Origin of the sequence: Dehalobacter sp. TeCB1, from assembly GCF_001707455.1 — a bacterium.
Lineage (GTDB): Bacteria > Bacillota > Desulfitobacteriia > Desulfitobacteriales > Syntrophobotulaceae > Dehalobacter > Dehalobacter restrictus.
Map to the genome: position 1 here is coordinate 1 of NZ_MCHF01000014.1, position 23966 is coordinate 23966.

Below are 23966 nucleotides of genomic sequence, written 5' to 3' on the forward strand. Positions count from 1 at the left end.
TATTTCAAGAAATTCTTCTCGTTTCGTTTTCTTCCGTCGGTTTGAGTATTCTATATCCGAAAAGGTTTGTTGCCCCATTTTTACCACCTGTTACTGTTTTCTTTAATTTTACCATTTTTTTGTCCGGGGGGCGATTTAATCAGTGTTTCCTTAGAAAAAAGATTTTAGAATAAAACTAAAAATATGATATATAATGAGTTTTTTCGTGCCCTAAGGACATTTTACAATTAAAAGACTTGATTTCGAGGCAAAAGTTCATTTATAATAAACAAGGTAAAGTATCAAATACGTGTTACTGTGCCAAACATAGATGTATATACTTGTATAGCTTGGAAAAAGGGACCATGCATCCGTTTGGTCGGTACAACGAATAATCCTGAGGGGGAGACAACGTGTATAAGGTAGTCAAAAGAAGGCAGTTGGCGGACATTATTACACTGCTGGAAGTAGAAGCTCCGGAAGTCGCCAAAAAAGCCCAACCCGGCGAATTTGTCATTGTTCGACAAAATGAGGAATCTGAAAGGATCCCTTTGACCATCATGGACTTTAATCGGGATAAAGGGACAATCACCATCGTCATCCAGGAAGTAGGCTATTCATCCAATCTGATTACCCGGATGCAGGAAGGGGATTCTTTTGTTACATTTGTAGGTCCGCTCGGACAAGCCACCGAAATCGAGAATTACGGTACGGTTCTGTGCATTGGCGGCGGCGTGGGCGTCGCGCCGGTTCATCCGATTGCGCGCGGCCTGAAAGAAGCAGGCAACAAGGTCATCTCCATTCTCGGAGCAAGAACTAAAGACCTGCTGATCCTCGAAGACGAAATGCGGGCTGTAAGTGATGAAGTCATCATTACAACCGATGACGGGACTTATGGTATGAAGGGTTTTGTCACGCACGGCATTCAGTCCGTTTTGGATCAGGGCATCAAAGTTGATGCGATCTGGGCGATTGGTCCGGTCGTTATGATGAAATCCGTAGCGAATTTCACCAGACCTCTTGGTATTAAGACCATCGTCAGTATGAATCCTGTCATGGTCGACGGAACAGGTATGTGCGGCGCCTGCAGACTCGATGTCGGCGGCGAAACCAAATTTGCCTGTGTTGACGGGCCGGAATTTGACGGCCACAAGGTAGATTTTGACCTGGCCATGAAACGTTCGGCCTTCTTTAAAAACGAAGAAGCTGTCGCTTACGGTAAAGTCAAGTGCCAGTGTGCAAAGGAGGGCAAATAATCATGGCATCAAAAGCACCACGACATGATATGCCCTGTCAGGACCCGATTGTCCGGGGGAAAAATTTCAGCGAAGTTGCGCTGGGATACACGGTAGAGACTGCTGCAGAAGAGGCCAAACGCTGCATTCAGTGCAAGAAGCCAAAATGTGTGGAAGGCTGCCCGGTAGGGGTAGATATTCCGCAGTTTATCAATAAAATAGCCGAGGGTGAACACCTCGAAGCTGCGTCCATCTTAAAAGGTAAAAATACCCTGCCGGCAATTTGCGGACGTGTCTGCCCGCAGGAATCCCAGTGTGAAGCCCAGTGTATCCTTGGCGTAAAGGGCGAACCGGTTGCAATCGGCCGTTTGGAGCGCTTTGCAGCGGATTACGAAATGGCCAACGGCACAAGCAAATTAGAAAAAGCAACGCCGTCAGGCAAAAAAGTAGCCGTCATTGGTGCTGGTCCTGCCGGACTGACCTGTGCAGCTGAGCTTGCCCGCAAAGGCCATGCCGTAACCGTTCTGGAAGCCTTGCATGTGGCCGGCGGCGTACTGATGTACGGAATTCCTGAATTCCGTCTGCCGAAAGCCATTGTTCAGAAAGAAATCAACAGCTTAAAAGATATGGGCGTCGAAATCCTGGTTAACCAGGTTGTCGGCAAAGTCACTTCTGTTCAGGAGTTGCTGGCAAACGGCTATGATGCCGTATTTATCGGCACCGGCGCTGGATTGCCATACTTTATGAAGATTCCGGGTGAAAATTACAACGGCGTATATTCCGCCAATGAGTTTCTGACCCGGTCGAACCTGATGAAAGCCTATGATTTCCCGAATCATGCGACCCCGATCAAAGTAGGGGAGCAGGTCGCGGTACTTGGCGGCGGCAACGTGGCCATGGACGCAGCCAGAACAGCACTTCGTCTCGGCGCCAAAGACGTATACATCGTTTATCGCCGTTCCATGACCGAACTGCCGGCGCGTGTTGAGGAAGTGCATCATGCTGAGGAAGAAGGCATTCAATTTAAGATCCTGACCAATCCGATTGCGATCAATGGTGATGAAAACGGTAATGTCAAGAGCATGACCTGTCTGAAATATGAGCTGGGTGAGCCGGATGCATCCGGACGCCGCCGTCCGGTAGCGATTGAAGGTTCCGAGTTTGACCTGCCGGTGCAGACCGTCGTAGTCTCAATCGGGCAGGGACCGAATCCGCTCGTGACCACCACGACAGCAGGTTTGGAACTGAACAAGTGGGGGAACATCGTAGCCGATGAGACGACCATGGCGACCTCGATTCCGGGTGTGTATGCCGGCGGAGACATCGTGACCGGCGCAGCCACTGTCATTCTGGCAATGGGCGCTGGAAAAACGGCTGCAGCTTCGATCGACGCGTATTTAATGACAAACTAGCTGACTGTAACACAACTTAGCCCTAAATAAAAGACGTCATATTGAAGTGCACCCCAAATGTTGGACAAAAAAATCTAGCATTTGGAGGTGCACTTTTAGCACCATCCAAAAAAATGTAAAAAATTTAAAAACTATCACGTAAAGTACTTGTATACTCATGTGATTTGTGATATATTGTACATGTCGGACGGTGGTATGACCACCTGACAAGTTACAATAGGATGAACGGAAACTTTATTTAATTCGGTGTCCAAAAAATTATTATAGAAAATGGCCGGTACGTGTTCAGCCGGTCATTTTTCATTAATGTTTGACTTATGCCTGATTAGAGAGTATATTTTTTATAGGCTTCGAAAGACTTTTGAAACATTAGAGTCTTTTTTCAGTGAAACGAAGGCGACTGCCAAAAGGCTTGGCATCAGCCAAGTTTTCTAAAAATGAGAGCAGGTGAGAAAACTGGACGGTGACGGTTCCTACGGAGGAATAGAAATCTACAATAGTATAAAGCAGGAAAAAGTCTTAGTTTTCTTACGATTTTTTGAACATTGAAAATAGTTCTGTCATCAAGCAGATAGCGTTGATCATTTGATTCTGAGACTTTCTTCCTGCGGAAAACGGGGGGAAGCTGTGCTCAGAATCTATAAAAATGATGGAATTAATTACCAGGAATATGACCTGAACAGCCTGACGCGAAATGCCTGGGTCAACCTTGTTAATCCCGCGTCAGATGAACTTGTTCTGATTGCGGAAAAAACCAACTGCCCGCTTGATTTTCTTAAAGCGGCGCTTGATGAAGAAGAACGTCCGCGTATTGAAATCGAAGATGATTCTGCGCTTATTCTTATTAATATACCGGTCATGTTAAGTGAGACGAGTTATGACACGTTGCCTTTGGGTATCGTTATAACGACTGAAAACATTATCACGGTCTGTCTCGAAAATAACCCCGTTGTTCTCGAATTTAATGAGTATAACCGGCGGTCTTTCAATACGGCCAAGCGAACAAGGTTTTTGTTTCAGATCCTCTACAAGTCGGCAACGTATTATTTAAGATATCTGCGCCAAATCAGCAGGTTAAGTGAACAAATTGAAGTGGATCTGCGCAGAACCATGAAAAACAAAGAACTATTCGAACTGATGGATCTCCAGCAGGGTTTAACCTACTTTACTTCCTCGCTTCGTTCCAATGGCATTGTTATGGACCGGCTGCTGCGTATTCGCTCAAATAATCAGTGCCGGCATCTCATTCAGATTCATGAAGAAGATGAGGATTTGCTGGAAGATGTCATCATTGAAAATAATCAGGCTGTTCAGATGGTTGAGATGTACAGCAGGATCTTTACGAATCTGACAGATACGTTTGCATCCATTATTTCGAACAACTTGAATATGGTCATGAAATTCTTAACGTCGATGACGATTATTTTAGCGATTCCGACGATGATCGCAAGTTTCTGGGGAATGAATGTCAATGTCCCTTTCCGCGATTCAAATCCATATGGGTTTGGCTTCGTCGTGGCGATTGCTGCGCTGGTTACGGGAACTGCGGTATATATCCTGATTCGGAGGAAGATATTATAAGAAAAGATATTCAGTCTAAGATGGCGCTTCATTTGAGGCGCTTTTCCTATTGCTCGGGAAAAATGATAAAAAAATACCACCAATAGTCTGTGAGCTATCAGCAGTATACGAATACAAAAGATTCTTTACAAAAATGACTAAGTAAGAACAGAACATTACCGGTCAAAATAGATGTTTTTGCTGCTCGCATTCAGCGGGATTGCGACAGCGATATCCCCCTCAATTAACCCTATTTTTTTCGCAACGGCGCCTGCGGAATACATGATGCGGTTATCCGCGTTGAGTGTTCCGGCTGTCTTTACGGCTGATCCGAGCGCAATACCCAGGTCAATCAGGCGCCAGGGACAAAGCGGACCGTTAAATTCCGGCCCTTGCGCGACAGCTTCGAGCATCGCGCAGTTTGGATGGCCGCAGGCGCCGCAGTTTAAGCCGGCATGTTTGGCATTCTTCAGAGACAGTAAAACCAGCGCCTGAGAATTACGTATATTGGCAGCATCACGGTTGAAAAATTTCTTCCCGTTTTCCTCGCTGCACTTCGACATTTCATCGGCCAGATAAGTCAGTACAGATGATTCTGTAATGACCTTTACGTTTATGTAATCCTGTCCTTTTGCTTTCGGAGCAGTGACTGCGGACAAAGCCATAAGCTCTGCTACTGTTTTCATAATTTCCATATTTCTGCTTCTCCCTTCAAAATTGTGCGCTGTTCTAGTGTTTTTGGTATTTTGTAAGTATAATAGTACTATTATTATAACGAATTACCAGAACTTTGTAAAAATCTGCACGCCATTATATCCATATTTTTAAGATTGACAAGGATATTTAAAGGGTATTTAAATGAGGTGGAACTGATTTGACTGAAAGAATACTGACAGTATCGGAAGTCAACCGGGAAATCAATGACGCGCTGAAAAAACATAACGGTTTATGGAATTGCTGGGTGACAGGCGAGATATCTAATTTTAAAGATCATATTCCATCAGGTCACTGGTATTTTACATTGAAAGATAAAGAAGCCGGCATTAAAACCGTAATGTTTAAAACCAGGAATCTGACGGCCGGTTTTCAGCCTCAAAACGGAATGAAGGTGTCGATCCGGGGAAGTATCCGTCTTTATGAAAAAGACGGCAGCGTCCAGCTGTATGCGGAAGAAATCTACCCGAGCGGCCTCGGTGCTTTATACCTGGCATTTGAACAGCTAAAGAGCCGCTTGGCTGCCGAAGGACTGTTCGCCGCAGAGAAAAAGAAACCGATTCCAAGATTTCCTTCGAGGGTGGCCATTGTGACCAGTTCTACCGGAGCAGCGCTGAAGGACATCTTGCACATTGCCCGAAGACGCAATCCATTGGTTTCTTTAATCATTATTCCTTCTGCGGTTCAGGGTGAGGCAGCACCGGGAGAAATCGCCCGAGCTATTCAGCGGGCCAATCATTACGGAGAGATTGACCTGCTGATTGTCGGCAGGGGAGGCGGTTCCCTGGAAGAACTATGGGCTTTCAACACTGAGGAGGTGGCAAGAGCCATTGCCGCTTCCAGCATACCGGTGGTTTCTGCTGTCGGTCATGAAGTCGATTATACGATTGCGGATTTTGTTGCCGATTTAAGAGCACCGACGCCGTCAGCTGCTGCAGAATTGGTCATTCCGGTCCTTAACGAATTGAAAGACGGTATCCGTTATTATGAAGAAAAACTCACACAAAGGATCCAAAGCGTTCTGCGAACCAAAAGGCATAAAGTGGAAGAACTGATGTCCAACTCTGCTTTGGCCCGCCCGGGCTGGCGTGTCGAACAGTCCAGACAGAATCTGGATTATCTCTCCACGCGTCTTGTCGAGGGAATGACTGGATTTCTGACAGAAAAAAATGGTATACTTAGGTTGTTAAGCGCGAAAATTGACTTATTAAGTCCCTTAAATATACTGGGAAGAGGATATTCGTTAGCCTATGATATCGAGGGGAAATTAATCAAAACGGTAAGACAGGCCGCAGCAGGGGACGCTTTATCCGTGCGGCTCAGTGACGGGACATTAATCTGCGAAGTTACAGATATAGAAGAACTTCAAGCTTCAAACGATTCAAACGTCAAGAGAGGGTTACCATGAAAAAGAATAGCGATAAAGAAGCCTTCACCTTCGATAAAGGGATTGAAAGGCTGGAGCAAATCATTAATGATCTGGATCAGAACAATGTGCAGCTCGAGCAGTCCCTGGACTTGTTTGGGGAAGGAGTTAAGCTGATCAAACAATGTAACGGCCTTCTGGATTCGGCCGAAGCAAAGGTCAAAGTGTTGTTGGAAAATAGTAAAGGCGAACTGGTTGTAACCGATCAAGATTAGGAGTACAGACAGAAAATGTTTAAAGAACGCTATCATGACTATTTGGAGATGGTTGAACAATATCTCAATCATTTGCCGCTGGATCGGAATATCCTGGCCAGGAGTATGAACTATTCCCTGGTCGGCGGAGGTAAAAGGATTCGGCCCGTATTGGCTCTGGCCTGTGCGGAGCTTGTCGGCGGCCGTCCGGAAGAGCTTGTGTCAGAAGCAGCTGCGATCGAGCTTATCCACACCTATTCCCTGATTCATGACGATCTTCCGGCCATGGATGATGATGATTATCGCCGAGGTAAACTGTCTAACCATAAAGTGTTCGGAGAAGCGGGAGCCATTTTGGCGGGTGATGCCTTGCTTACGCTTGCTTTTGAGCTGCTGGCCGGACCTTCGGCAATAGAGGCTCAGAATAAATTAAGGGTCATCAGAGAGACCGCTCAAGCCGCGGGCTGGCAGGGCATGGTCGGCGGGCAGAGCCTGGATACGCTTGGAAACCTAGAAAACAGTACGCTGGCTGATATCGAGCAGGTCCATCATTTAAAGACCGGCGCTCTTCTGAAGGCTTCAGCTCGTCTTGGCGCAATTCTAGGCGGAGGATCGGAACCGGAGATTGAAATCCTGACAAGCTATGCTTTATACTTGGGATTAGCCTTTCAAATCAAAGATGATATTCTTGATGTTGTAGGAGAAAGTGCGGTTATCGGTAAATCCGCCGGTAAGGACCAGAGATCCGGCAAACCAACCTATCCGTCGCTGCTGGGGCTTGAGGGGGCCAGGGAACAACTGGAAAAAACGATCTTTCTGGCGAAAGAATCCCTATCTTGTTTTGGCCCGAAAGCAGCGTTTTTATTATCGCTGGCTGACTACACCGCTGAAAGAACAAACTAGATAAAAATGACGAATGACGGGAACAATGACAGAAACATCATCATGATAGAAAAAATTAATCAGGATGAGAGAGGATGATTCATCTCCATGAACCCAGTCTCTTCGATATTGAACAACAATATCATGTGGGTTTCGCTTTTTGCCTGGATACTTGCCCAATTTTTAAAGATCCTGATCAATTTTGTGATTGAGAAGGAATGGGATTTTGATCTTCTGACAAGTTCCGGTGGATTTCCAAGTTCTCATACAGCGATTGTCTGTGCCTTGGCCATCAGCATTGGCAAAACCGATGGCTGGGAATCTTCTCTGTTTGCGATTGCTGTTACGCTGGCTGTTATTGTCATGTATGATGCTGCCGGTGTCCGGCGCGCAGCCGGAAATCATGCCAGAATTATCAACTATCTTGTGGAATGGATGCGGCAGCACCCGACAGATTTTTTAGGTTATAATATTCAAGAGGAAAAGTTTAAGGAACTAATCGGTCATACGCCTTTTGAAGTGTTTGGCGGCGCAATTCTAGGCTGCGCAGTCGGTTTGATCTTTTAGTGACGCCAGAATGCAGCGCATTCTCATGTCGTTATTTTGAGCACGGGGTATAGGATTAGAAAGGCAGGATAGACTTTTGGTTCGCAAGAAACAAAGTGTTCGCTATATTATTACCGTATTTATTGCCACGTTTTTTATTGCTTCACTTCTGGGAAGTGGAACAGAGGCTTTTTTAAGGTTTTTTTCGGTAAGCCTGACCTGGATATTGCTCATGGTTGTGATTACGGTCGGAATCCTGTTTGATATCATCGGTATTGCGGTGACAGCTGCTGATGAAGCGCCTCACCATGCCAGGGCAGCCAAAAAAGTTTTTGGTGCCAAGCAGTCTGTCTATTTAATCAAACACGCCGATAAAGTCGCCAATTTTGCCAATGATATTGTCGGTGATATCACGGGAACATTAAGCGGGGCGATGGGCGCGACCATTATCTTAAGCTTAATCGCTAAATTTTCTGTTTTAAGTACCTGGAAGGTACTTTTAAATGTGTTGATTTTGGCCTTGATTGCTTCGCTTACTGTGACGGGAAAGGCCTGGGGCAAAACCATTGCGATTAACGAAGCAAATCGGATTGTTGATATGACCGGCAGAGTGATTGCCAGTGTGGAAAAGGTAACTGGACTGAGCATGACAAAAAATAAACGAGGAGGAAAATAATTTGCGGCTTCTGGACAAAATTGATTCTCCGACCGACCTGAAAAGCTTAAACGAAAGTGACCTGACAGTTCTGGCCGAAGAACTCCGTCAGGAGATGATAGATATTATTTCTGTGAATGGCGGTCATCTGGCATCAAACCTCGGCGTTGTGGAACTGACCCTGGCGCTGCATAGAGTATTTGACACCCCAACCGACAAGATTATCTGGGATGTTGGTCATCAGGCCTATGTTCATAAGATTCTAACCGGAAGGAAGGACGCTTTTAAGACGATCCGGCAATTTCACGGTTTGGCAGGTTTTCCGAAGAGAGAGGAAAGCGAATACGACTGTTTTGATACCGGACATGCCAGCACTTCCATCTCAGCTGCACTGGGCTTCGCCAAAGCCAGGGACATTAAGAAGGAAAATTATCATGTTGTTGCTGTGATTGGTGATGGGGCAATGAGCGGCGGGATGGCCTATGAAGCGATGAATCATGCCGGTAACAGCGACAGCAATTTAATTATTGTTTTAAATGACAACGAAATGTTTATCTCCCAGAATGTCGGCGCAATGTCCTCGTATCTGAACAAGATCAGGACAGATCCATCTTACGACAGAAGGAAGAAAGATGTCCAAAAGTTCATAAGAAATATCCCGTGTATTGGTTCCTCCATGGCCAAAGCAGCCGGAAGGGCTAAAGACGGCATTAAATATTTCTTGGTACCCGGTCTGTTGTTCGAGGAGCTGGGTCTGACCTATCTCGGGCCAATTAATGGACATGATATTGCGGCACTGGAAAAGGTTCTCCATCAGGCCAAACAAAAAAAAGGTCCGGTTCTGGTTCACATTAAGACCTGTAAGGGCAATGGGTATGAGCCGGCCAAGCAAAGCCCGGATATCTTCCATGGGGTAGGGCCATTTTCCAAAGAAACGGGTGAAATGGTTAAAAAGAATGCGCCGCCGACTTATACGGAAGTCTTTGGACGGACCATTTGTGAATTGGCGGAAGAGGATAACAGGATCGTTGCAGTTACGGCAGCCATGGGATCGGGGACAGGTCTGAACAATTTCGGCCAAAATTACCCCGAAAGATTTTTTGATGTCGGAATTGCCGAACCGCACGCGGTAACTTTTGCTGCGGCACTCGCGCTGGAGGGACTGAAACCGGTTGTTTCCATGTATTCCACGTTCTATCAGAGAGCGTATGACCAGGTCCTGCATGATGTCTGCCTGCAAAACGCCAAGGTCGTGTTTGCGGTCGACAGGGCCGGCGTCGTCGGCGAGGACGGGAAGACGCATCATGGTATATTCGATATCTCTTTTTTCAGAACGATCCCGAACCTCACCTTGATGGCACCGAAAGATGAAAATGAACTTAAACATATGATTCATACAGCGCTCACCTTGGACAACCCGGTAGCTGTCCGGTACCCGAGGTCGGCCGGTGTCGGTGTGAAGATTGATAAGGAATTCGAAACATTGCCGAAAGGCAAAGCGGAACTGCTGCGAGAGGGCCAGGATATTACCCTGATCGGTTTTGGGCCGGTTGTCAATTTTTGTATGGAGGCTGCTAAGCAGCTGGAGTCTGAAGGTATTCAGGCCGGTGTGATTAATTTGCGTTTTATCAATCCGATCGATCGGGAAATGGTGACTGCTGAGGTCCAAAAAACAGGGAGGCTGGTTACGGTTGAGGACCATATCCTCGCCGGAGGGATGGGCAGCGCGGTACTGGAAGTTCTCGAAGAAGAAGGAATTCAAGGTACAGCAGTCGAACGGATAGGATATGATGATTATGTTGAACACGGGGCAATTCCGCTTCTCCATCAAGACTGCGGCCTTACAATTGAGCATATTGTCAGTGTTTCCAGAGAACTGATGAAGAATAGATGTTAATGATTTATTAACGATTTATTAATGATTTTAAATAGATATAGAGCAAGGATGGGCATATCGTGGCCAAAAATAAATCCAGACTCGATCTTCTTCTGGTCCAAAAAGGATTGGTTGAAAGCAGAGAAAAAGCTAAAGCTTTAATTATGGCCGGAAAAGTCTATAAGGACAATCTTCGTCTTGACAAACCAGGCATCATGCTGGAAGAAGATACGGGCCTGATTGTCAAGGGAGAGATCCATCCTTACGTTTCGCGCGGAGGTCTGAAACTGGCCAAGGCGATGGACGTATTTCAGCTGGATCTGAAGGATAAGGTCATTGCCGATATTGGGGCGTCTACCGGTGGATTTACAGATTGTGCACTGCAGAATGGGGCTTCCAGGGTCTATGCGGTCGATGTCGGCTACGGTCAGCTGGCATGGAGGCTGCGCAGTGACGAAAGAGTGGTCTGCCTGGAAAGAACCAATGCACGTTACCTGACTGCTGACAGTCTCCCGGAAAAAGTAGACTGGATCGTATGTGATGTTTCATTTATTTCCCTGACCAAGATTTTTCCCTCGATGACAGCGATTCTGAAAGAAAGCGGACAGGGGCTGGTCCTCATCAAACCGCAATTTGAGGCCGGTCCAGAGAATGTCGGCAAAAACGGTGTTGTCAGAGACCCGCAAGTCCACCGGGGGGTTCTGCAAAACGTCCTGTCTGAAGCTCAAAAACAAGGATTTCTGGTCAAGGGACTAGATTTTTCGCCAATTCGCGGTCCCGAAGGAAATATAGAATTTTTAGCCTGGCTCCGCAAGGGAAATGAGCAAGAGGCAGCGGTATTCGACTGGAATCCTTGTCTGAATGAGCTTGTTCTGAAGGCTCAGGCAGGAACGGAGTGAACGGATGCGAAATAAGGTAGGGATATGGATTAACCATTCTAAAATTACGAAAGAGAGCATCACCCCTCAGCTGATTAATTGGTTCAACAGTCAGGGATGGGAAACTGTACCGGAATGGGACCAGGAGATTACGGAAGATGTTGATTTTGTACTTTCCCTTGGCGGAGACGGCACAGTCTTGAAAGCTGCCAGAGAAGCCGCCCGGTTCAACATCCCGGTTCTCGGCGTGAATTACGGCCGGCTTGGTTTTTTATGCGAGGTTGAGCGCGGCGAAATCTATTCTGCCTTAAAAAAGGTGCTGCGCAATGAATATACGGTCGATGAGAGACTCATGATGATTACTTCATATTTCAAAGACGGTCAGAAACAGCAGGATATGGTTCTGAATGATGTCGTTTTTATCCGGGACAGTGAAGAGACGCTGATAACGCTTCAGGTCAAGCTTTCCGGTGAACCGATTGCGAGTCCGCCTTCGGACGGCTTGATTATTGCAACCCCGACAGGTTCGACCGCCTATTCACTTTCAGCCGGCGGACCTGTTGTGAGTCCGGATGTTCAGGCCATGCTGATCACGCCGCTGGCTGCTCATGCGCTTTCGTCCCGGCCAATGGTCATATCAAACAAGGAAAAAATAGATATCAGTCTGACCAGAGGCAATAAATGCCGGGTGACCGTCGACGGGAAGTATCTGACGACCATGAATTCCGGAGATGCGGTCCGGATTGAGACGGCTCCGATCAAAGCAAGATTTATCCGGCTTGGAGGAAGGAGCTTCCCGAAGGTTGTCCGGGAGAAACTCCGGGACCGCTGGCATGAATCATGAGATGAACGGTGTCTTTAATCCGAAGGGAATCGAAAATACGCAGACAATGTTAAAAATGTATCTGCAGCACCTTATCCAGCCGGGAGATCAGGTGATTGATGCTACGGCAGGACGCGGCAAGGACACCCTTTTTCTGGCGGAATGCGTGGGTCCTGAAGGCCGGGTGTTTGCGTTTGATATTCAGGAAGAAGCTATCCAATCAACCCGGGAACTGCTCGCAGCGCATAAGATGCTCGACAGGGTAGCCTTATTCCAGGAGAGTCACACAGAGATTGGGCGCCTTGTTCCGCAAGGAATCAGAGCTGCCGTTTTTAATCTCGGATATTTGCCCGGGAGCAGTCAGACAATCATTACCGGGCCGGAGACAACGCTTCGGGCGGTAAATGATACATTGAAGCTGCTGGTTGCCAAAGGGGCCATCATGTTGACCGTCTATCGCGGACACAGCCGCAGCTTGGAAGAAGCAAATACACTGAATGCCTATGCAGCAGAACTGTCCAAGAAGGATTTTCATGTCCTGCAGGGAATGTATCTAAATCAAGGTGAGACATCTCCATATTGGCTAACAATTCAGAAGAACAGAGGTGATCATTCATGAAAAGCCGCCGTCAGAAAAAAATCCAGGAACTGATTACCAATGAACCGGTTAAAACGCAGGAAGAATTAGCGCAAAGGCTGCTCGAAGAGGGCTTTCATGTCACACAGGCCACTGTTTCGCGGGATATCAAGGAGATGGGTCTGATCAAGATATCCGGCTCGGACGATGAATACCGCTATGCCATTCAGGCTGAAGCGCATCCTCCCGGGTATCAGGAAAGATTGAAACGAATGTTCAAGGAAGTCGTGATCTCGTTCGACAGCAGCGAAAACATCATTGTGATCAAGACCATACCGGGAAATGCGCAGGCGATGGCGTTGCTGCTTGACAATATTGGCTGGAAAGAAGTGATCGGCACTGTAGCCGGTGATGATACCATCTTTCTTCTGATCAAACCTAAAGAACAAATAGAAATCATTCTGGAAAGACTAACCGAACTGAGCTGAACCATGCCTTAAAATCATGGATTGACTGCGTATGGCAAAGAGGAGGAGACCTATGCTCGTAGAACTTCGCATCAAAGATTTTGCACTGATGGAAGATGTCCATTTGGTTTTTGATAAAGGCTTGTCTGTTTTTACTGGGGAGACAGGAGCCGGAAAATCCATGCTGGTCGATGCGCTGGGTTTGCTTCTGGGCGGAAGAGCCAGCAATGAATTTCTGCGGCATGGCAAGGACAAAGCGTGTGTGGAAGGGATTTTTTCCAATCTGCCGCTGAAATTGACTGAAATGTTGCAGGACGAAGGATATCCGCTCGAAGATGATCTGCTATTTCTGTATCGGGAAATCAATGATTCCGGCCGGAATGTCTGCCGTGTTCAGGGCAGAACCGTCCCGTTATCCCTGTACCGGACATTCTGTGAAGGACTCGTAGACATTCACGATCAGATGGAGCACCAGTCACTGCTGCAGGCCGAAACCCAAAGGGAGCTCTTAGACAGTTTCGGCGGCGAGGAGCATTTAAAACTGCTGAAACAAGTCAGGGACGCGGCTGTCAATTACCGGAACACCATGTCCAGAGAAAGAGAACTCCTGCGTTCGGAGCGGGACAGGGAGAAAAGGGAAGAAATACTGCGTTACCAGATTGAGGAGATTGACCGGATTGCACCGGTTTCCGGGGAAGAGGAATCTCTGGAACAGGAGAAAAAGTTTCTGCTGAATGCCGAGAAGATCGTCAGTCTTGTCAATGAAGCCTATGATGAACTATATGCCGGAACCAAAGAAGCCTCTGATTCTGCTTTTGATATGATTGGGTCAGCCACGGAAAAAATGGGGGAACTCTCGGCGCTTGATCCTGAGATTGAGGAGCTGCATAAGAACCTTGAAGAAATCTATTTTAGTCTCGAAGATTATGTGACCAAACTGCGGTCGTATAAAGACAAGCTGGATTTTGAACCGGGAAGGCTTGACGGAATTGAAACCCGCCTGATTGATCTCGGGAAGCTCAGAAAATACGCGTATACGATTGAAGCTGTTTTGGAAAGACGGGTTGAAATGGAAGAAGAACTTGAAGAAATTACCCATCTTCAGGATGAAAAGGAAAATATCCGGCGCGAAAAGAAAGAAGCGCTGACAACGTATAATAATCTGGCGGAGGAACTTAGCCTGAACCGCGGGATCCAGGCTGAACGAATTGAAAAGGGCCTGGCAGACGAATTGCTCGATTTGGGACTAAACGAGGCCAGGATTGAAATCATATTCTCACCAGTCACCGAACCGTCGCCCGAAGGTGCGGAACAGATCGAATTTTATTTTTCCGCGAATGTCGGAGAACCTCCCAAGCCTTTGGCCAAAGTGGCTTCAGGCGGAGAAATGGCCAGGATCATGCTGGCTTTCAAAAGCTTATTATCGAAAGTGGAAACTGTGGATACGTTTGTTTTCGATGAAGTGGACAGCGGAGTCGGCGGCAGAACGATCATGAAGGTCGCTGAAAAGCTTGAAAAAATATCTGAGAACAGACAAGTGCTCTGCATTACCCACTCGGCCCCTATCGCGGCATTTGCCGACAGCCATTTTGGCATTGATAAAGTCGTTGTGGAAGACCGGACACAGACCAAAGTCAATCGGCTTGGCGAAAGTGAAAGGGTCCAGGAAATGGCCCGAATGCTTGGCGGTGAAAGAGTCGCGCTAAGCCTTGCGGAGGAATTATGGCAGCAGGCCAAAAAATAGTTAAAAATGTAATAAAAAAAGTGCCCTGTTATTTCGCATACAAAAGCGATAACAGGGTACTTTTTAAATACGGGCTTCCTTTACGACTTCCTTAAGTTTTGTTTATAAAGGTAATCGATCAGTACGACAATCCCGCCTACGAACAAGTTTAAATAATAGATGATGAATCTCCAGAGCATGATCGCATAGATCATAACACTGGAAGGGAAAACCAGCCCGAATATCAGGTAAAATCCTCCCTCGGATGCTCCGGCATTTCCAGGCGTCGGAATGTAATTAATCGCCATGTAATGCAAAGACTGCACAGCAAGAATATCAAACAGGGACGCGTCTCTTAAACCAAATGACAGATAGACAAAATAGGTTACGCAAAAGTACACGATGACTTGAATCAACGTATAGAGACAGGTTAGAAGCAGAGCTTTGCGGTCTCTCAGGAACAAGCGCAGAGAACTTCTGTATTCCTCAATATGTCTGGAAAAGATTTGATCGTTCATATTCTTGGCCAGTTTGATTTTATGAAGCAGTCTTAAGATCAGAAGGAAGACCTTTTTCACAATCAAACTGTTGTAACAGAGCAAAAGCAGAGCCAGCGTCGATATGATATTGATCATAAAACCTATAGCAATGAAGGTTTTGCTGACAGCACCCTGCTCAAAGATAAAATCATACTTAAAAATAGCCATAACCAAGGCGAAGGCAGTCACAATAATATGATAGATCGTAAATTTATTGATCGTGACGGATGAAGCCAGCCCCAGCGGGATTTTATAGTCATTTTTCATCGTATAGACCTGCGCGACAGGCTGTCCTCCTCCAGAAAAAGGAGTAATGGAACTATAATACTGTCCGATCAGCGCTATTTTCATATACTGCCAAAAACGGATACCTTGATCAGAGATCTCAACAATCACTTTAATAATTAACGCATCAAAAAACCAAAAAAGGACCATGCAGACAAATGCCAGGAATAACAGTCCTCCATCAGTTATGGCGATCAGGTGAGGTATAATACTAAATTTTGAACTGGAAATCAATATCCAGACGGTCACTGCAATGACCAGGGCTGTAAAGAAATAATTTACAAATATTTTTTTCATGTTTGTTTCCTTTTATAAGCATTGTAAAGCCTATTATAACCCAACAAATGACAAGAGTGCTAGCTTTTGTCATTTGTTTATTTCGCCATAAATTTAAGAAATCCTAGAAAACATTTCACAGGATGAAACCTTTTTATAAGGGAAATCTAATACTGCAATAAAAAATTTTATTGTATCTCTGCAGAGAAAAAAATACGTGAGGAGGGTGAAAAACTGAAGGGAAAAAACGGTTTGCATAAAAAACTAACCCGTATTATTTTCCGAATAGGAATTCTCCTCGTTTTTACCCTTAGTATTCAACAAATTGCAGGATTCTATCAGAAAACAGAAACCAGTCGTTTTTACCCGGTAATTAATTATCTCGATTTTTTTTCAGCAGGCAAGGAAGTCAATAAAGCACGGCCATCCGTTGTTCCAGGCGGACAATCCATTGGAGTGACCTTGCAGACCAAAGGAGTCTTGGTCGTAGGATATGCTCCGATCACGAACAAGGAAGGCAAACAGTCTTATCCTGCAAAGGATTCTGGAATAGAAGTCGGGGACATCATTTTAAAAATTAATGGCATCACAGCAACGAATGATTTTCAGGTAGCACAGGAAATCGATAAAAAATGCAAAGAAAACAAAACCATTGTGCTTGAGATCAAACACAAAGAAAAAATTCTGGAGAAAAAGATTCAGCCGGTATTCTGCTCAGAAACCCAACGATATCGGGTAGGGCTGTTTATCAGGGACGAGGCTGCAGGAGTGGGAACTCTGACATTTATTGAACCCAATACGAAAATATTCGGGGCTTTGGGACACGTCATCACGGATATTGATACCAATAACCAAATTGAATTAAGTGACGGCAAAATCGTCGAATCCACAATCTACTCCATTGAAAAAGGTCAAAGAGGAGACCCCGGAGAAAAAATTGGTACGTTTATGCTTCAGTCAAATTTCACCGGTAAAATTGCTAAGAATTCAGGCAGCGGGATATTTGGTATTTATGAAGGTGAAGTCCGGAATCCGTATTTCAGTACCATTGTGCCTATAGCCTGGAAATCCGAGGTTGAGGTTGGGCCGGCCAAAATCTATACGGTTTTAAAAGACAATACCATCGAAGAATTTGACATTAAAATAGAAAAAATTATGCAGTACCGGACTGACAACAAAAACATGATTATCCGGATCACCGATCCGGAATTACTGGAAAAAACCGGAGGGATCGTCCAAGGTATGAGCGGCAGCCCGATTATTCAAAATGGCAAAATTGTTGGCGCCGTTACGCATGTATTTGTCAATGATTCTACCCGGGGATACGGAATATTTATTGAGAAGATGATAGACGAATCAGGTATAATAAGTAAAGCTGCAGCCGCCCGCGAGGGCGGTTTCTTCAGTACATGCATGCTTATATTTTCTTATTATAAAAAATGGTACTTGATACTGAATATATATATTTTTCCAATAGATCAGAAGGAATTGGTAAATTCTTGTCGAAGAGTAACAGAATTGGATTTATATGTTTTTTCGGCGTATCTTTGGAAACTGGAGGATAGTTCGATGGAAACGAAAACGATAAAAGTTTTGTTGGCTGACGATAACCGCGATTTTATTGAAGTATTAAAGGAATATATAAGCAATCAAAAGGACATGGTGCTTTTGGGTGTAGCTTATAACGGAAACGACGCACTGGATATGATCAAAAAAGAGGAACCTGATGTCGTGGTCCTGGATATAATTATGCCTCATCTTGACGGATTAGGCGTTATGGAAAAACTAATAAACACGATCAAAAGGCCCAAAGTGATCATTTTAACTTCTTTTGGCCAGGAAAATATGACACAGCGGGCAGTTCAGCTGGGGGCTGATTATTACATATTGAAACCGTTTGATTTGGAAACGTTAGGGAAAAGAATACGGCAGCTGGTCGGGGTTTATGAAGCCGCTCCTTCGTTTAACAATATTTCAAATGCGATGTTATCTTCGAATATGAGCAGTGTTATCCAGGTTAACGCCAAAAATTCCAAGATGATTGAAGTTGAAGTTACCAAGATGATCCAGCAGATGGGAGTACCCGCGCATGTTAAGGGCTATCAGTATCTGAGAGATGCTATTGTCTCCGTGATCAAAGATGTTTCTCTGCTTGGTGCTGTGACCAAAGAATTGTATCCCATGATCGCCAAAAATTATGGGACGACTCCCAGCAGAGTGGAAAGGGCAATCCGCCATGCGATTGAACTAGCCTGGGACAGAGGAAATATTGATTTCATGAACAAATTTTTTGGCTATACGATTAATGTTGACCGCGGGAAACCGACAAATTCCGAATTTATCGCTATGGTCGCAGATAAGTTGAGAATTGCTGATTAATTGCCTGCTGAACTCAGCACCTCAGAATTTTATTTCGAATAAATTTCGAATAAATTCTGAGGTGTTTTAAATTGTTCAGCTATATACGATTGAATGGCGGTCTAGGTTTTGCCAAGATACTGGATGATCTGAGCCTTGTCTTCCCTGGAAGCATGATAAATTGGCTGAAGCTGGCCTTTGGAGATACCGGCCCATCGTAAATAGATAATTTGTTCGTATTGTTTTTCAAATACCGGATCAAAATATTTCAGATTTAAAATAATATAATGCTGATTGACCTGTCCGGTATCAATTCCCTGGGTCTGAATATCGACGGTGACAACTAAATCCACAGTGGAATCAGGAGAAACATAATTGGCGAGGGAGATCTGATCAACCTGGAGCGGTTCGGCATTTAAATCACTGTCTGCAAAGATGGCCTGGCAATGGAGTGAAGCTGCCGGATGCGTACCGACGTTGGTGAAATGAAAGCTGAATGTCAGATCATTTTTATGGAGGATCTCCACAGAAGGAGATTGCGTAAAGGTAAGGTAGGGTTTGACTGATTCCCGTTCTTCCTTCCAGGCTGTCAGGGAAATATAGACGGTAATCATGGAGGTAACAGCAAAGATAAAGGTTGTTATCGTTACCAGCAGCAGATAGGTGTTATGATGAGATTCAGTCGACATATTTACGCCTCCCAGACCAAACAAACCTATTCTATCTTAGTATGGAGGGAGACGATAATATGCCGGAAGCCGGTACAAAAAACATTATGAAGAGTGCAATCCACAGATTTTATGGAATACGAATACAGGAGGTTAGCATGGACAAAATCGGCCTGACAGAAAAATGTATTGCCGAACAGAGCGTATATTCCGGAAAGTTCATCAGTGTCAATCAGGATACCGTTGAACTACCGAATGGAAAAACGTCTATTCGGGAAATTGTAAGGCATCCGGGTGCTGTAGCCATCGTGCCTGAACACGAAGGCAAGATCCTGATGGTTCGCCAGTACCGCTATGCGCTGGACAAAGAGACGCTGGAAATTCCAGCCGGTAAAATGGACCCGGGTGAAGACCCGGAAACCTGCGCCTTAAGAGAATTAAGAGAGGAAACAGGTTATGAAGGAGAACTGAACTATCTTGGCTCCTTTTATACATCACCGGGTTTTACCGATGAGATTATCCATATCTACCGGGCACAGCATCTGAGCTGGTCCCCTCTGGACTGTGATGAGGATGAGTTTCTGAATGTGGTAGCTGTTCCGAGGGAACAGGCCCTGCAAATGGCAGGGAGCAGCGGGTTCTTTGATGCCAAAACTGCCATTGGTCTGCTTCTGGCTTTATAAACATTGTCCTAGTTGACATAGTCTTCTGCCTTCCTGAATATGATTTTCTTGAGGACAAGTCTTCGGGGAGGTAGAATGATGAAGAAAATGCTGTACGATCATATCAAGCAGTACTGGGTTATCTATCTGACGCTCTGCTGCGTATTTCTGGCAGGAGGTGTTTTCGGAGCAGTTGGGGTCGGTTCATTGGGCATAGAAAAAGCGAAAGAACTAACCGGTTTTTTTAACAGCCTGCTCGGAGAACAACCAACCGCCATCGACACGTCATTCCTTCAGCAGCTGGCCAGGGATAACTTTATTATGATGGCAGGGATATGGGTCCTCGGCTTGACGGTGATCGGAGCTCCGCTGGTGTACCTGATCGTCTTTACGAGAGGATTTATCTTCGGTTTTACCGTTGTGTTTATTATTCAGTTGAAAAAAATGATGGGCTTGGGCTTGGTTCTGTTTACGGTCCTTTTTCCATCGCTTCTGGCAGTTCCGTGTCTTCTGCTCGGAGCCGGTCTAGCGACTGTTTTTTCGTTTCTTCTGCTGCAGGGTAGGATGCGGGGCGATTTTTTGAAGAATAACTTTCTCCACTACTGTGGCATGGCCTTATTGATCTCCATCGCGGCTTTAGCCACAGGCGTGATACAGGGATATTTCACCATACTGGGGGCCCGCCTTTTTGGTTTATAGACAGGGTACGAGTCTTATTTTTTAAATTAAATATGAACGATAATCCCTAAAGAAAAGGATAATTCCTCCTTGCGTAGAAATGAACTGCGGGGAGGATATTTATGTCTAAAGATAGCAAATTAAGGGATGATCTGTTAGAAGATTATCTGTACCATCTGCGTGTTGAAAGAGGGCTTTCCGTAAATACCTGTTCCAATTACAGCAGGGACCTCTATAAATTTGTGCTTTTTATTCAGGAAAATGGCAGGACAGTTTTGCAGTGCAGTACCTCAGACCTGATCACTTTCATTCTGGATGAAAAGAAGCAGGGGAAATCTGCAAGAACACTGGCCAGGTATACGGCAGCCTTAAGGGGATTTTACGGGTATCTGCTTCAGGAAGACAAAAGAAATGACGATCCAACGGTCTTTCTGGCGGCCCCTAAACTCGAACAAAAGCTGCCCCACGTCTTGTCGGAAATCAATCTGACCAGGGCAATTGACCAGAACGATAGTCAAAATGATCTCAGCAGCAGGGACCGGGCGATTGTCGAGGTGCTCTATGGAAGCGGGCTCAGGGTCTCAGAGCTGATTGGACTCAGCCTGAACGATATTTCCTATCATTTAGGATATATTCGCTGCCGCGGCAAAGGGAATAAAGAAAGAATCGTACCTTTGGGTGAGCCCGGTATCCTTATCTTAAAGGCATACATTGATTCCACAAGGCAAATGCTGCTCGCCCGCAACCCGAAACCAACAGCAGAAGCCAGGAATATCCTTTTTCTCAATTCACGCGGCAAACCGCTGACACGTCAGGGTGTCTGGCTGATTCTGAAAAAATGGGCAGCGGAAAACAACTTGGGATCAAGTGTCTACCCGCATCTGTTAAGACATAGTTTTGCAACGCATTTGCTTGATAATGGCGCTGATTTGCGTTCGGTTCAAGAAATGCTTGGACATGCCGATATATCGACCACTCAGATCTATACGCATTTAACAAAAAAACGCCTGCTGGATGTTTTCCGCAAATCTCATCCGCGGGCTAAAAAAGGAGGAAATACAGATGGTTCGGGCGATACTGATCGTAATGGATAGTGTTGGCATCGGAGCAATGCCGGATGCAGCCCAATATGGCGATGAAGGAAGCAATACACTTGCGAATATATCCAAGCAGGCAGGCGGATTGAAAATCCCGAATCTTGAGCGTATGGGTCTTGGCAACGCACGCGAAATTCCTTTTGTTTCTCCCCAAAGCAATCCTGCCGCAAATTACGGGTTCATGGCTGAAAGATCAAAAGGCAAGGATACCATCACCGGCCATTGGGAAATGACCGGTATCATTCTGGATCAGGCCTTCCCAACTTTTCCGTCCGGCTTTCCAAATGATTTTATCAGAAGGTTTGAAGAACGAATCGGCCGGCTGACTTTAGGCAATGAGGTGGCATCCGGCACGGAAATTATGCAGCGCCTCGGGGCAGAGCATGTCAGGACTGGACAACCGATTGTTTATACCTCAGCCGATTCGGTATTCCAGATTGCGGCGCATGAAGGGGTCATCCCGCTAAGCGAACTGATGGAAATATGCAGAATTGCCCGGGAAATGCTGCAGGGTGAATTACGGGTTGCCCGCGTTATTGCGCGTCCTTTTCTCGGTGAAGCAGGCAATTATCAACGAACGACCAACAGGCATGATTTTGCAGTTGACCCCCCTGCCAGAACACTGCTGGACAGGATTACTGAAGCCGGGCAGAAGGTGTTGGCAGTCGGCAAAATCAACGATATCTTTAATGGCAAAGGAGTCAGTGAGCATGTCAGCTCCCGTGGAAATGACGATGGAATCAGCAAGACTCTTGAATATCTGCGGCGGGATGACCCCGGCTTGATTTTTACAAACCTTGTTGATTTTGATATGGTTTATGGACACCGCAATAATGTCAGGGGTTATGCCGAGGCCCTTGAGGCCTTTGATGCCAGAATTCCGGAAATTACCGGCATTCTCAGGCAGGATGATATCCTGTTTATTACGGCCGACCATGGCTGTGATCCGACGACAGCAAGCACAGATCATTCCCGGGAATACGTTCCGCTGCTTGTTTACGGGCCGAAGCTGAAGCAGGGAGTGAATCTTGGACAGAGAGCCTGCTTTGCAGATCTTGGAGCGACCATTGCCGAATATTTAGGGGTACAGTGGCTTGAAAACGGAACCAGTTTTTATACGGAATTAAAAGGAGAGAACCAGCATGATTAATGAACAAGTCATGACGACATGGCTGAATGATGCCCAAAATTTTCTGCTCAAGAAAATCCCATATATTCCTGAACTAGGAATCATTCTGGGTTCAGGTCTTGGCAAGCTGGCCGAACTTGTGGAAGATGCGGTCGTTATTCCGTACAGTGAGATCCCGCATTTTCCTGTGTCTACCGTTACAGGGCATTCCGGCAAGCTGATTGTCGGAACACTGGGGGACAGAAAGGTCATGGCTCTCCAGGGACGTTTCCATTATTACGAAGGTTATGAGATGCATGAAGTGACTTTCCCCGTCCGTCTGATGCAAACGATCGGGATGAAAGGCTTGGTCGTGACCAATGCCGCCGGCGGCATCCATCCGGACTACCGTCCCGGTGATCTGATCGTGATCAAAGACCATATCAATCTGACTGGAAGCAATCCGCTGCGCGGAGCGAATCTCAGCAATCTTGGACCGCGTTTTCCGGATCTCAGTGAAGCCTATGACGGCAAATGGAGAGAGCTGGCGCTCTCCCTGATGACGGAGCACGGCTTGAATCCACGGCAGGGAGTCTATGCGGCTCTCAGCGGACCGAGCTATGAGACGCCTTCGGAAATCCGTTATTTGAGAACGATTGGGGCCGACCTTGTTGGGATGTCCACCGTACCGGAAGTCATTGTTGCGAATCACGGCGGGATGAAAGTGCTCGGCATTTCATGTGTGACCAACATGGCCGCCGGGATCTTGGAGCAAAAGCTCGACCATCAGGAGGTATTGGCGACGGCGGATCGAATTGAGGAGACGTTTCTGCGGTACATGGGGCAGCTAATCGCGTTGCTGGACTAACGGTATGCATTATAGGCATGCTTTCACGCCTGGAAACCTCTTCAGGGGCTGTCTGGGTTTCCAAATTACTTTAGGGGTAGATCTCCGTGTAAAAATTCTATTTGGGTAGGTCAGCGTGCCACAGCACCGCTCTTCGGCTATTGCGCCCTCCGTGGCGCAAAAAGCCGCGCTACGCAATCCTGCTCCGCTCTTCGCGGAGCCGTGGCACGCTGACTGATCTGAGGGTTTTATTTCAGCGCAGATAATCGCAGATGATTGTTGAAAATACAGTTGTTCCAATGATAACTCATTTCTTTAGCTGGAAGCCTCATCTATTAACTGTGAGCTTTGTTCATCTGTGGATGTAGGGTTGTCGCTTTCGTATTGAAATGCTTGCGACAATGCCATGATAAAACGCTTCTTACATCATGACATGCACAATAGACTTAGACTTGTAATCAGTCTGGGTGTCACAACTCCGCGAGAAGCGGAGCACGATGC

At 46.0% G+C, this 23966-nt stretch carries 23 protein-coding genes and 1 pseudogene; 21 read left to right on the top strand and 3 right to left on the bottom strand.

The window, feature by feature from the left end:
- Window positions 1-392: 392 nt before the first annotated feature.
- The 3 genes from A7D23_RS04095 (at window position 393) to A7D23_RS04105 (ending at window position 4207) form a co-directional block, all read left to right on the top strand.
- Entirely contained in the window at window positions 393-1235 is an 843-nt protein-coding gene (locus A7D23_RS04095; protein WP_015042523.1) for a sulfide/dihydroorotate dehydrogenase-like FAD/NAD-binding protein, read from the top strand.
- 2 nt (window positions 1236-1237) lie between these two features.
- On the top strand, window positions 1238-2626 hold the full coding sequence (gene gltA, locus A7D23_RS04100; RefSeq protein WP_019225587.1) for an NADPH-dependent glutamate synthase: 1389 nt from the start codon (window positions 1238-1240) through the stop codon (window positions 2624-2626).
- A 627-nt stretch (window positions 2627-3253) separates the two neighbouring features.
- Window positions 3254-4207, top strand: coding sequence for a magnesium transporter CorA family protein (locus tag A7D23_RS04105; protein WP_025205486.1), 954 nt, complete (start codon window positions 3254-3256; stop codon window positions 4205-4207).
- Window positions 4208-4362: 155 nt separating this feature from the next.
- Here the strand turns inward: A7D23_RS04105 and A7D23_RS04110 are convergent, their stop codons facing one another.
- Window positions 4363-4881 carry a DUF2148 domain-containing protein gene (locus A7D23_RS04110; protein WP_019225585.1) on the bottom strand — a complete coding sequence of 173 codons (519 nt, stop codon included), beginning with the start codon at window positions 4879-4881 and terminating at the stop codon, window positions 4363-4365.
- Between the two features lie 179 nt (window positions 4882-5060).
- Here A7D23_RS04110 and xseA point away from each other — a divergent pair, with 179 nt between their 5' ends.
- The 11 genes from xseA to recN all read left to right on the top strand — a co-directional run bounded on the left by xseA (window position 5061) and on the right by recN (window position 14968).
- On the top strand, window positions 5061-6308 hold the full coding sequence (gene xseA / locus A7D23_RS04115; RefSeq protein ID WP_019225584.1) for an exodeoxyribonuclease VII large subunit: 1248 nt from the start codon (window positions 5061-5063) through the stop codon (window positions 6306-6308).
- The gene (gene xseB, locus A7D23_RS04120) at window positions 6305-6541 is read left to right on the top strand and encodes an exodeoxyribonuclease VII small subunit (RefSeq protein ID WP_019225583.1); all 237 of its coding nucleotides are present in this window, start codon (window positions 6305-6307) and stop codon (window positions 6539-6541) included. Before xseA ends, xseB begins: the two co-directional genes overlap by 4 nt.
- A 15-nt stretch (window positions 6542-6556) precedes the next feature.
- Entirely contained in the window at window positions 6557-7423 is an 867-nt protein-coding gene (locus A7D23_RS04125; protein ID WP_019225582.1) for a polyprenyl synthetase family protein, read from the top strand.
- Between the two features lie 87 nt (window positions 7424-7510).
- A complete protein-coding gene (locus tag A7D23_RS04130) occupies window positions 7511-7969 on the top strand; it encodes a divergent PAP2 family protein (RefSeq protein WP_015042532.1) in 459 nt (152 codons plus the stop codon).
- A 76-nt stretch (window positions 7970-8045) separates the two neighbouring features.
- On the top strand, window positions 8046-8624 hold the full coding sequence (locus A7D23_RS04135) for a hypothetical protein (RefSeq protein WP_019225581.1): 579 nt from the start codon (window positions 8046-8048) through the stop codon (window positions 8622-8624).
- Between the two features lies 1 nt (window position 8625).
- Window positions 8626-10500, top strand: coding sequence for a 1-deoxy-D-xylulose-5-phosphate synthase (dxs, locus tag A7D23_RS04140; protein ID WP_019225580.1), 1875 nt, complete (start codon window positions 8626-8628; stop codon window positions 10498-10500).
- A gap of 59 nt (window positions 10501-10559) precedes the next feature.
- The gene (locus A7D23_RS04145; protein ID WP_025205487.1) at window positions 10560-11378 is read left to right on the top strand and encodes a TlyA family RNA methyltransferase; all 819 of its coding nucleotides are present in this window, start codon (window positions 10560-10562) and stop codon (window positions 11376-11378) included.
- Window positions 11379-11382: 4 nt separating this feature from the next.
- Complete coding sequence (locus A7D23_RS04150; protein ID WP_019225578.1) at window positions 11383-12201, top strand: NAD(+)/NADH kinase; 819 nt, start codon at window positions 11383-11385, stop codon at window positions 12199-12201.
- Entirely contained in the window at window positions 12161-12799 is a 639-nt protein-coding gene (locus A7D23_RS04155; protein WP_242871495.1) for a class I SAM-dependent methyltransferase, read from the top strand. The genes A7D23_RS04150 and A7D23_RS04155 overlap by 41 nt, the downstream gene beginning before the upstream one ends.
- Window positions 12796-13245: an arginine repressor gene (gene argR, locus A7D23_RS04160; protein WP_019225576.1), complete on the top strand. Its 450-nt coding sequence runs from the start codon at window positions 12796-12798 to the stop codon at window positions 13243-13245. Before A7D23_RS04155 ends, argR begins: the two co-directional genes overlap by 4 nt.
- Window positions 13246-13297: 52 nt before the next feature.
- Entirely contained in the window at window positions 13298-14968 is a 1671-nt protein-coding gene (gene recN / locus A7D23_RS04165; protein WP_019225575.1) for a DNA repair protein RecN, read from the top strand.
- A gap of 80 nt (window positions 14969-15048) precedes the next feature.
- Here the strand turns inward: recN and A7D23_RS04170 are convergent, their stop codons facing one another.
- Window positions 15049-16068 (bottom strand): lysylphosphatidylglycerol synthase transmembrane domain-containing protein, encoded by a 1020-nt coding sequence (locus A7D23_RS04170; protein WP_019225574.1) that lies wholly within the window; start codon window positions 16066-16068, stop codon window positions 15049-15051.
- A gap of 231 nt (window positions 16069-16299) precedes the next feature.
- Here A7D23_RS04170 and spoIVB point away from each other — a divergent pair.
- Window positions 16300-17400: pseudogene (gene spoIVB, locus A7D23_RS04175) on the top strand (SpoIVB peptidase); the annotation flags it as partial.
- A gap of 216 nt (window positions 17401-17616) precedes the next feature.
- Window positions 17617-18426 carry a sporulation transcription factor Spo0A gene (gene spo0A / locus A7D23_RS04180; RefSeq protein ID WP_034362028.1) on the top strand — a complete coding sequence of 270 codons (810 nt, stop codon included), beginning with the start codon at window positions 17617-17619 and terminating at the stop codon, window positions 18424-18426.
- A gap of 101 nt (window positions 18427-18527) precedes the next feature.
- Here spo0A and A7D23_RS04185 read toward each other — a convergent pair whose 3' ends face one another.
- The gene (locus A7D23_RS04185) at window positions 18528-19094 is read right to left on the bottom strand and encodes a hypothetical protein (protein WP_019225573.1); all 567 of its coding nucleotides are present in this window, start codon (window positions 19092-19094) and stop codon (window positions 18528-18530) included.
- Window positions 19095-19231: 137 nt separating this feature from the next.
- Between A7D23_RS04185 and A7D23_RS04190 the strand changes: the two genes are divergently transcribed.
- From A7D23_RS04190 to A7D23_RS04210, 5 genes are all read left to right on the top strand, one after another.
- A complete protein-coding gene (locus A7D23_RS04190; RefSeq protein ID WP_025205492.1) occupies window positions 19232-19756 on the top strand; it encodes an NUDIX hydrolase in 525 nt (174 codons plus the stop codon).
- Window positions 19757-19834: 78 nt separating this feature from the next.
- Window positions 19835-20434, top strand: coding sequence for a stage II sporulation protein M (gene spoIIM / locus A7D23_RS04195; protein ID WP_019225571.1), 600 nt, complete (start codon window positions 19835-19837; stop codon window positions 20432-20434).
- A 101-nt stretch (window positions 20435-20535) separates the two neighbouring features.
- The gene (xerD, locus tag A7D23_RS04200) at window positions 20536-21507 is read left to right on the top strand and encodes a site-specific tyrosine recombinase XerD (RefSeq protein WP_019225570.1); all 972 of its coding nucleotides are present in this window, start codon (window positions 20536-20538) and stop codon (window positions 21505-21507) included.
- Window positions 21476-22660 (top strand): phosphopentomutase, encoded by a 1185-nt coding sequence (locus A7D23_RS04205; protein WP_019225569.1) that lies wholly within the window; start codon window positions 21476-21478, stop codon window positions 22658-22660. The genes xerD and A7D23_RS04205 overlap by 32 nt, the downstream gene beginning before the upstream one ends.
- Window positions 22653-23486 carry a purine-nucleoside phosphorylase gene (locus A7D23_RS04210; protein ID WP_025205493.1) on the top strand — a complete coding sequence of 278 codons (834 nt, stop codon included), beginning with the start codon at window positions 22653-22655 and terminating at the stop codon, window positions 23484-23486. The genes A7D23_RS04205 and A7D23_RS04210 overlap by 8 nt, the downstream gene beginning before the upstream one ends.
- The last annotated feature ends 480 nt before the right edge of the window (window positions 23487-23966 follow it).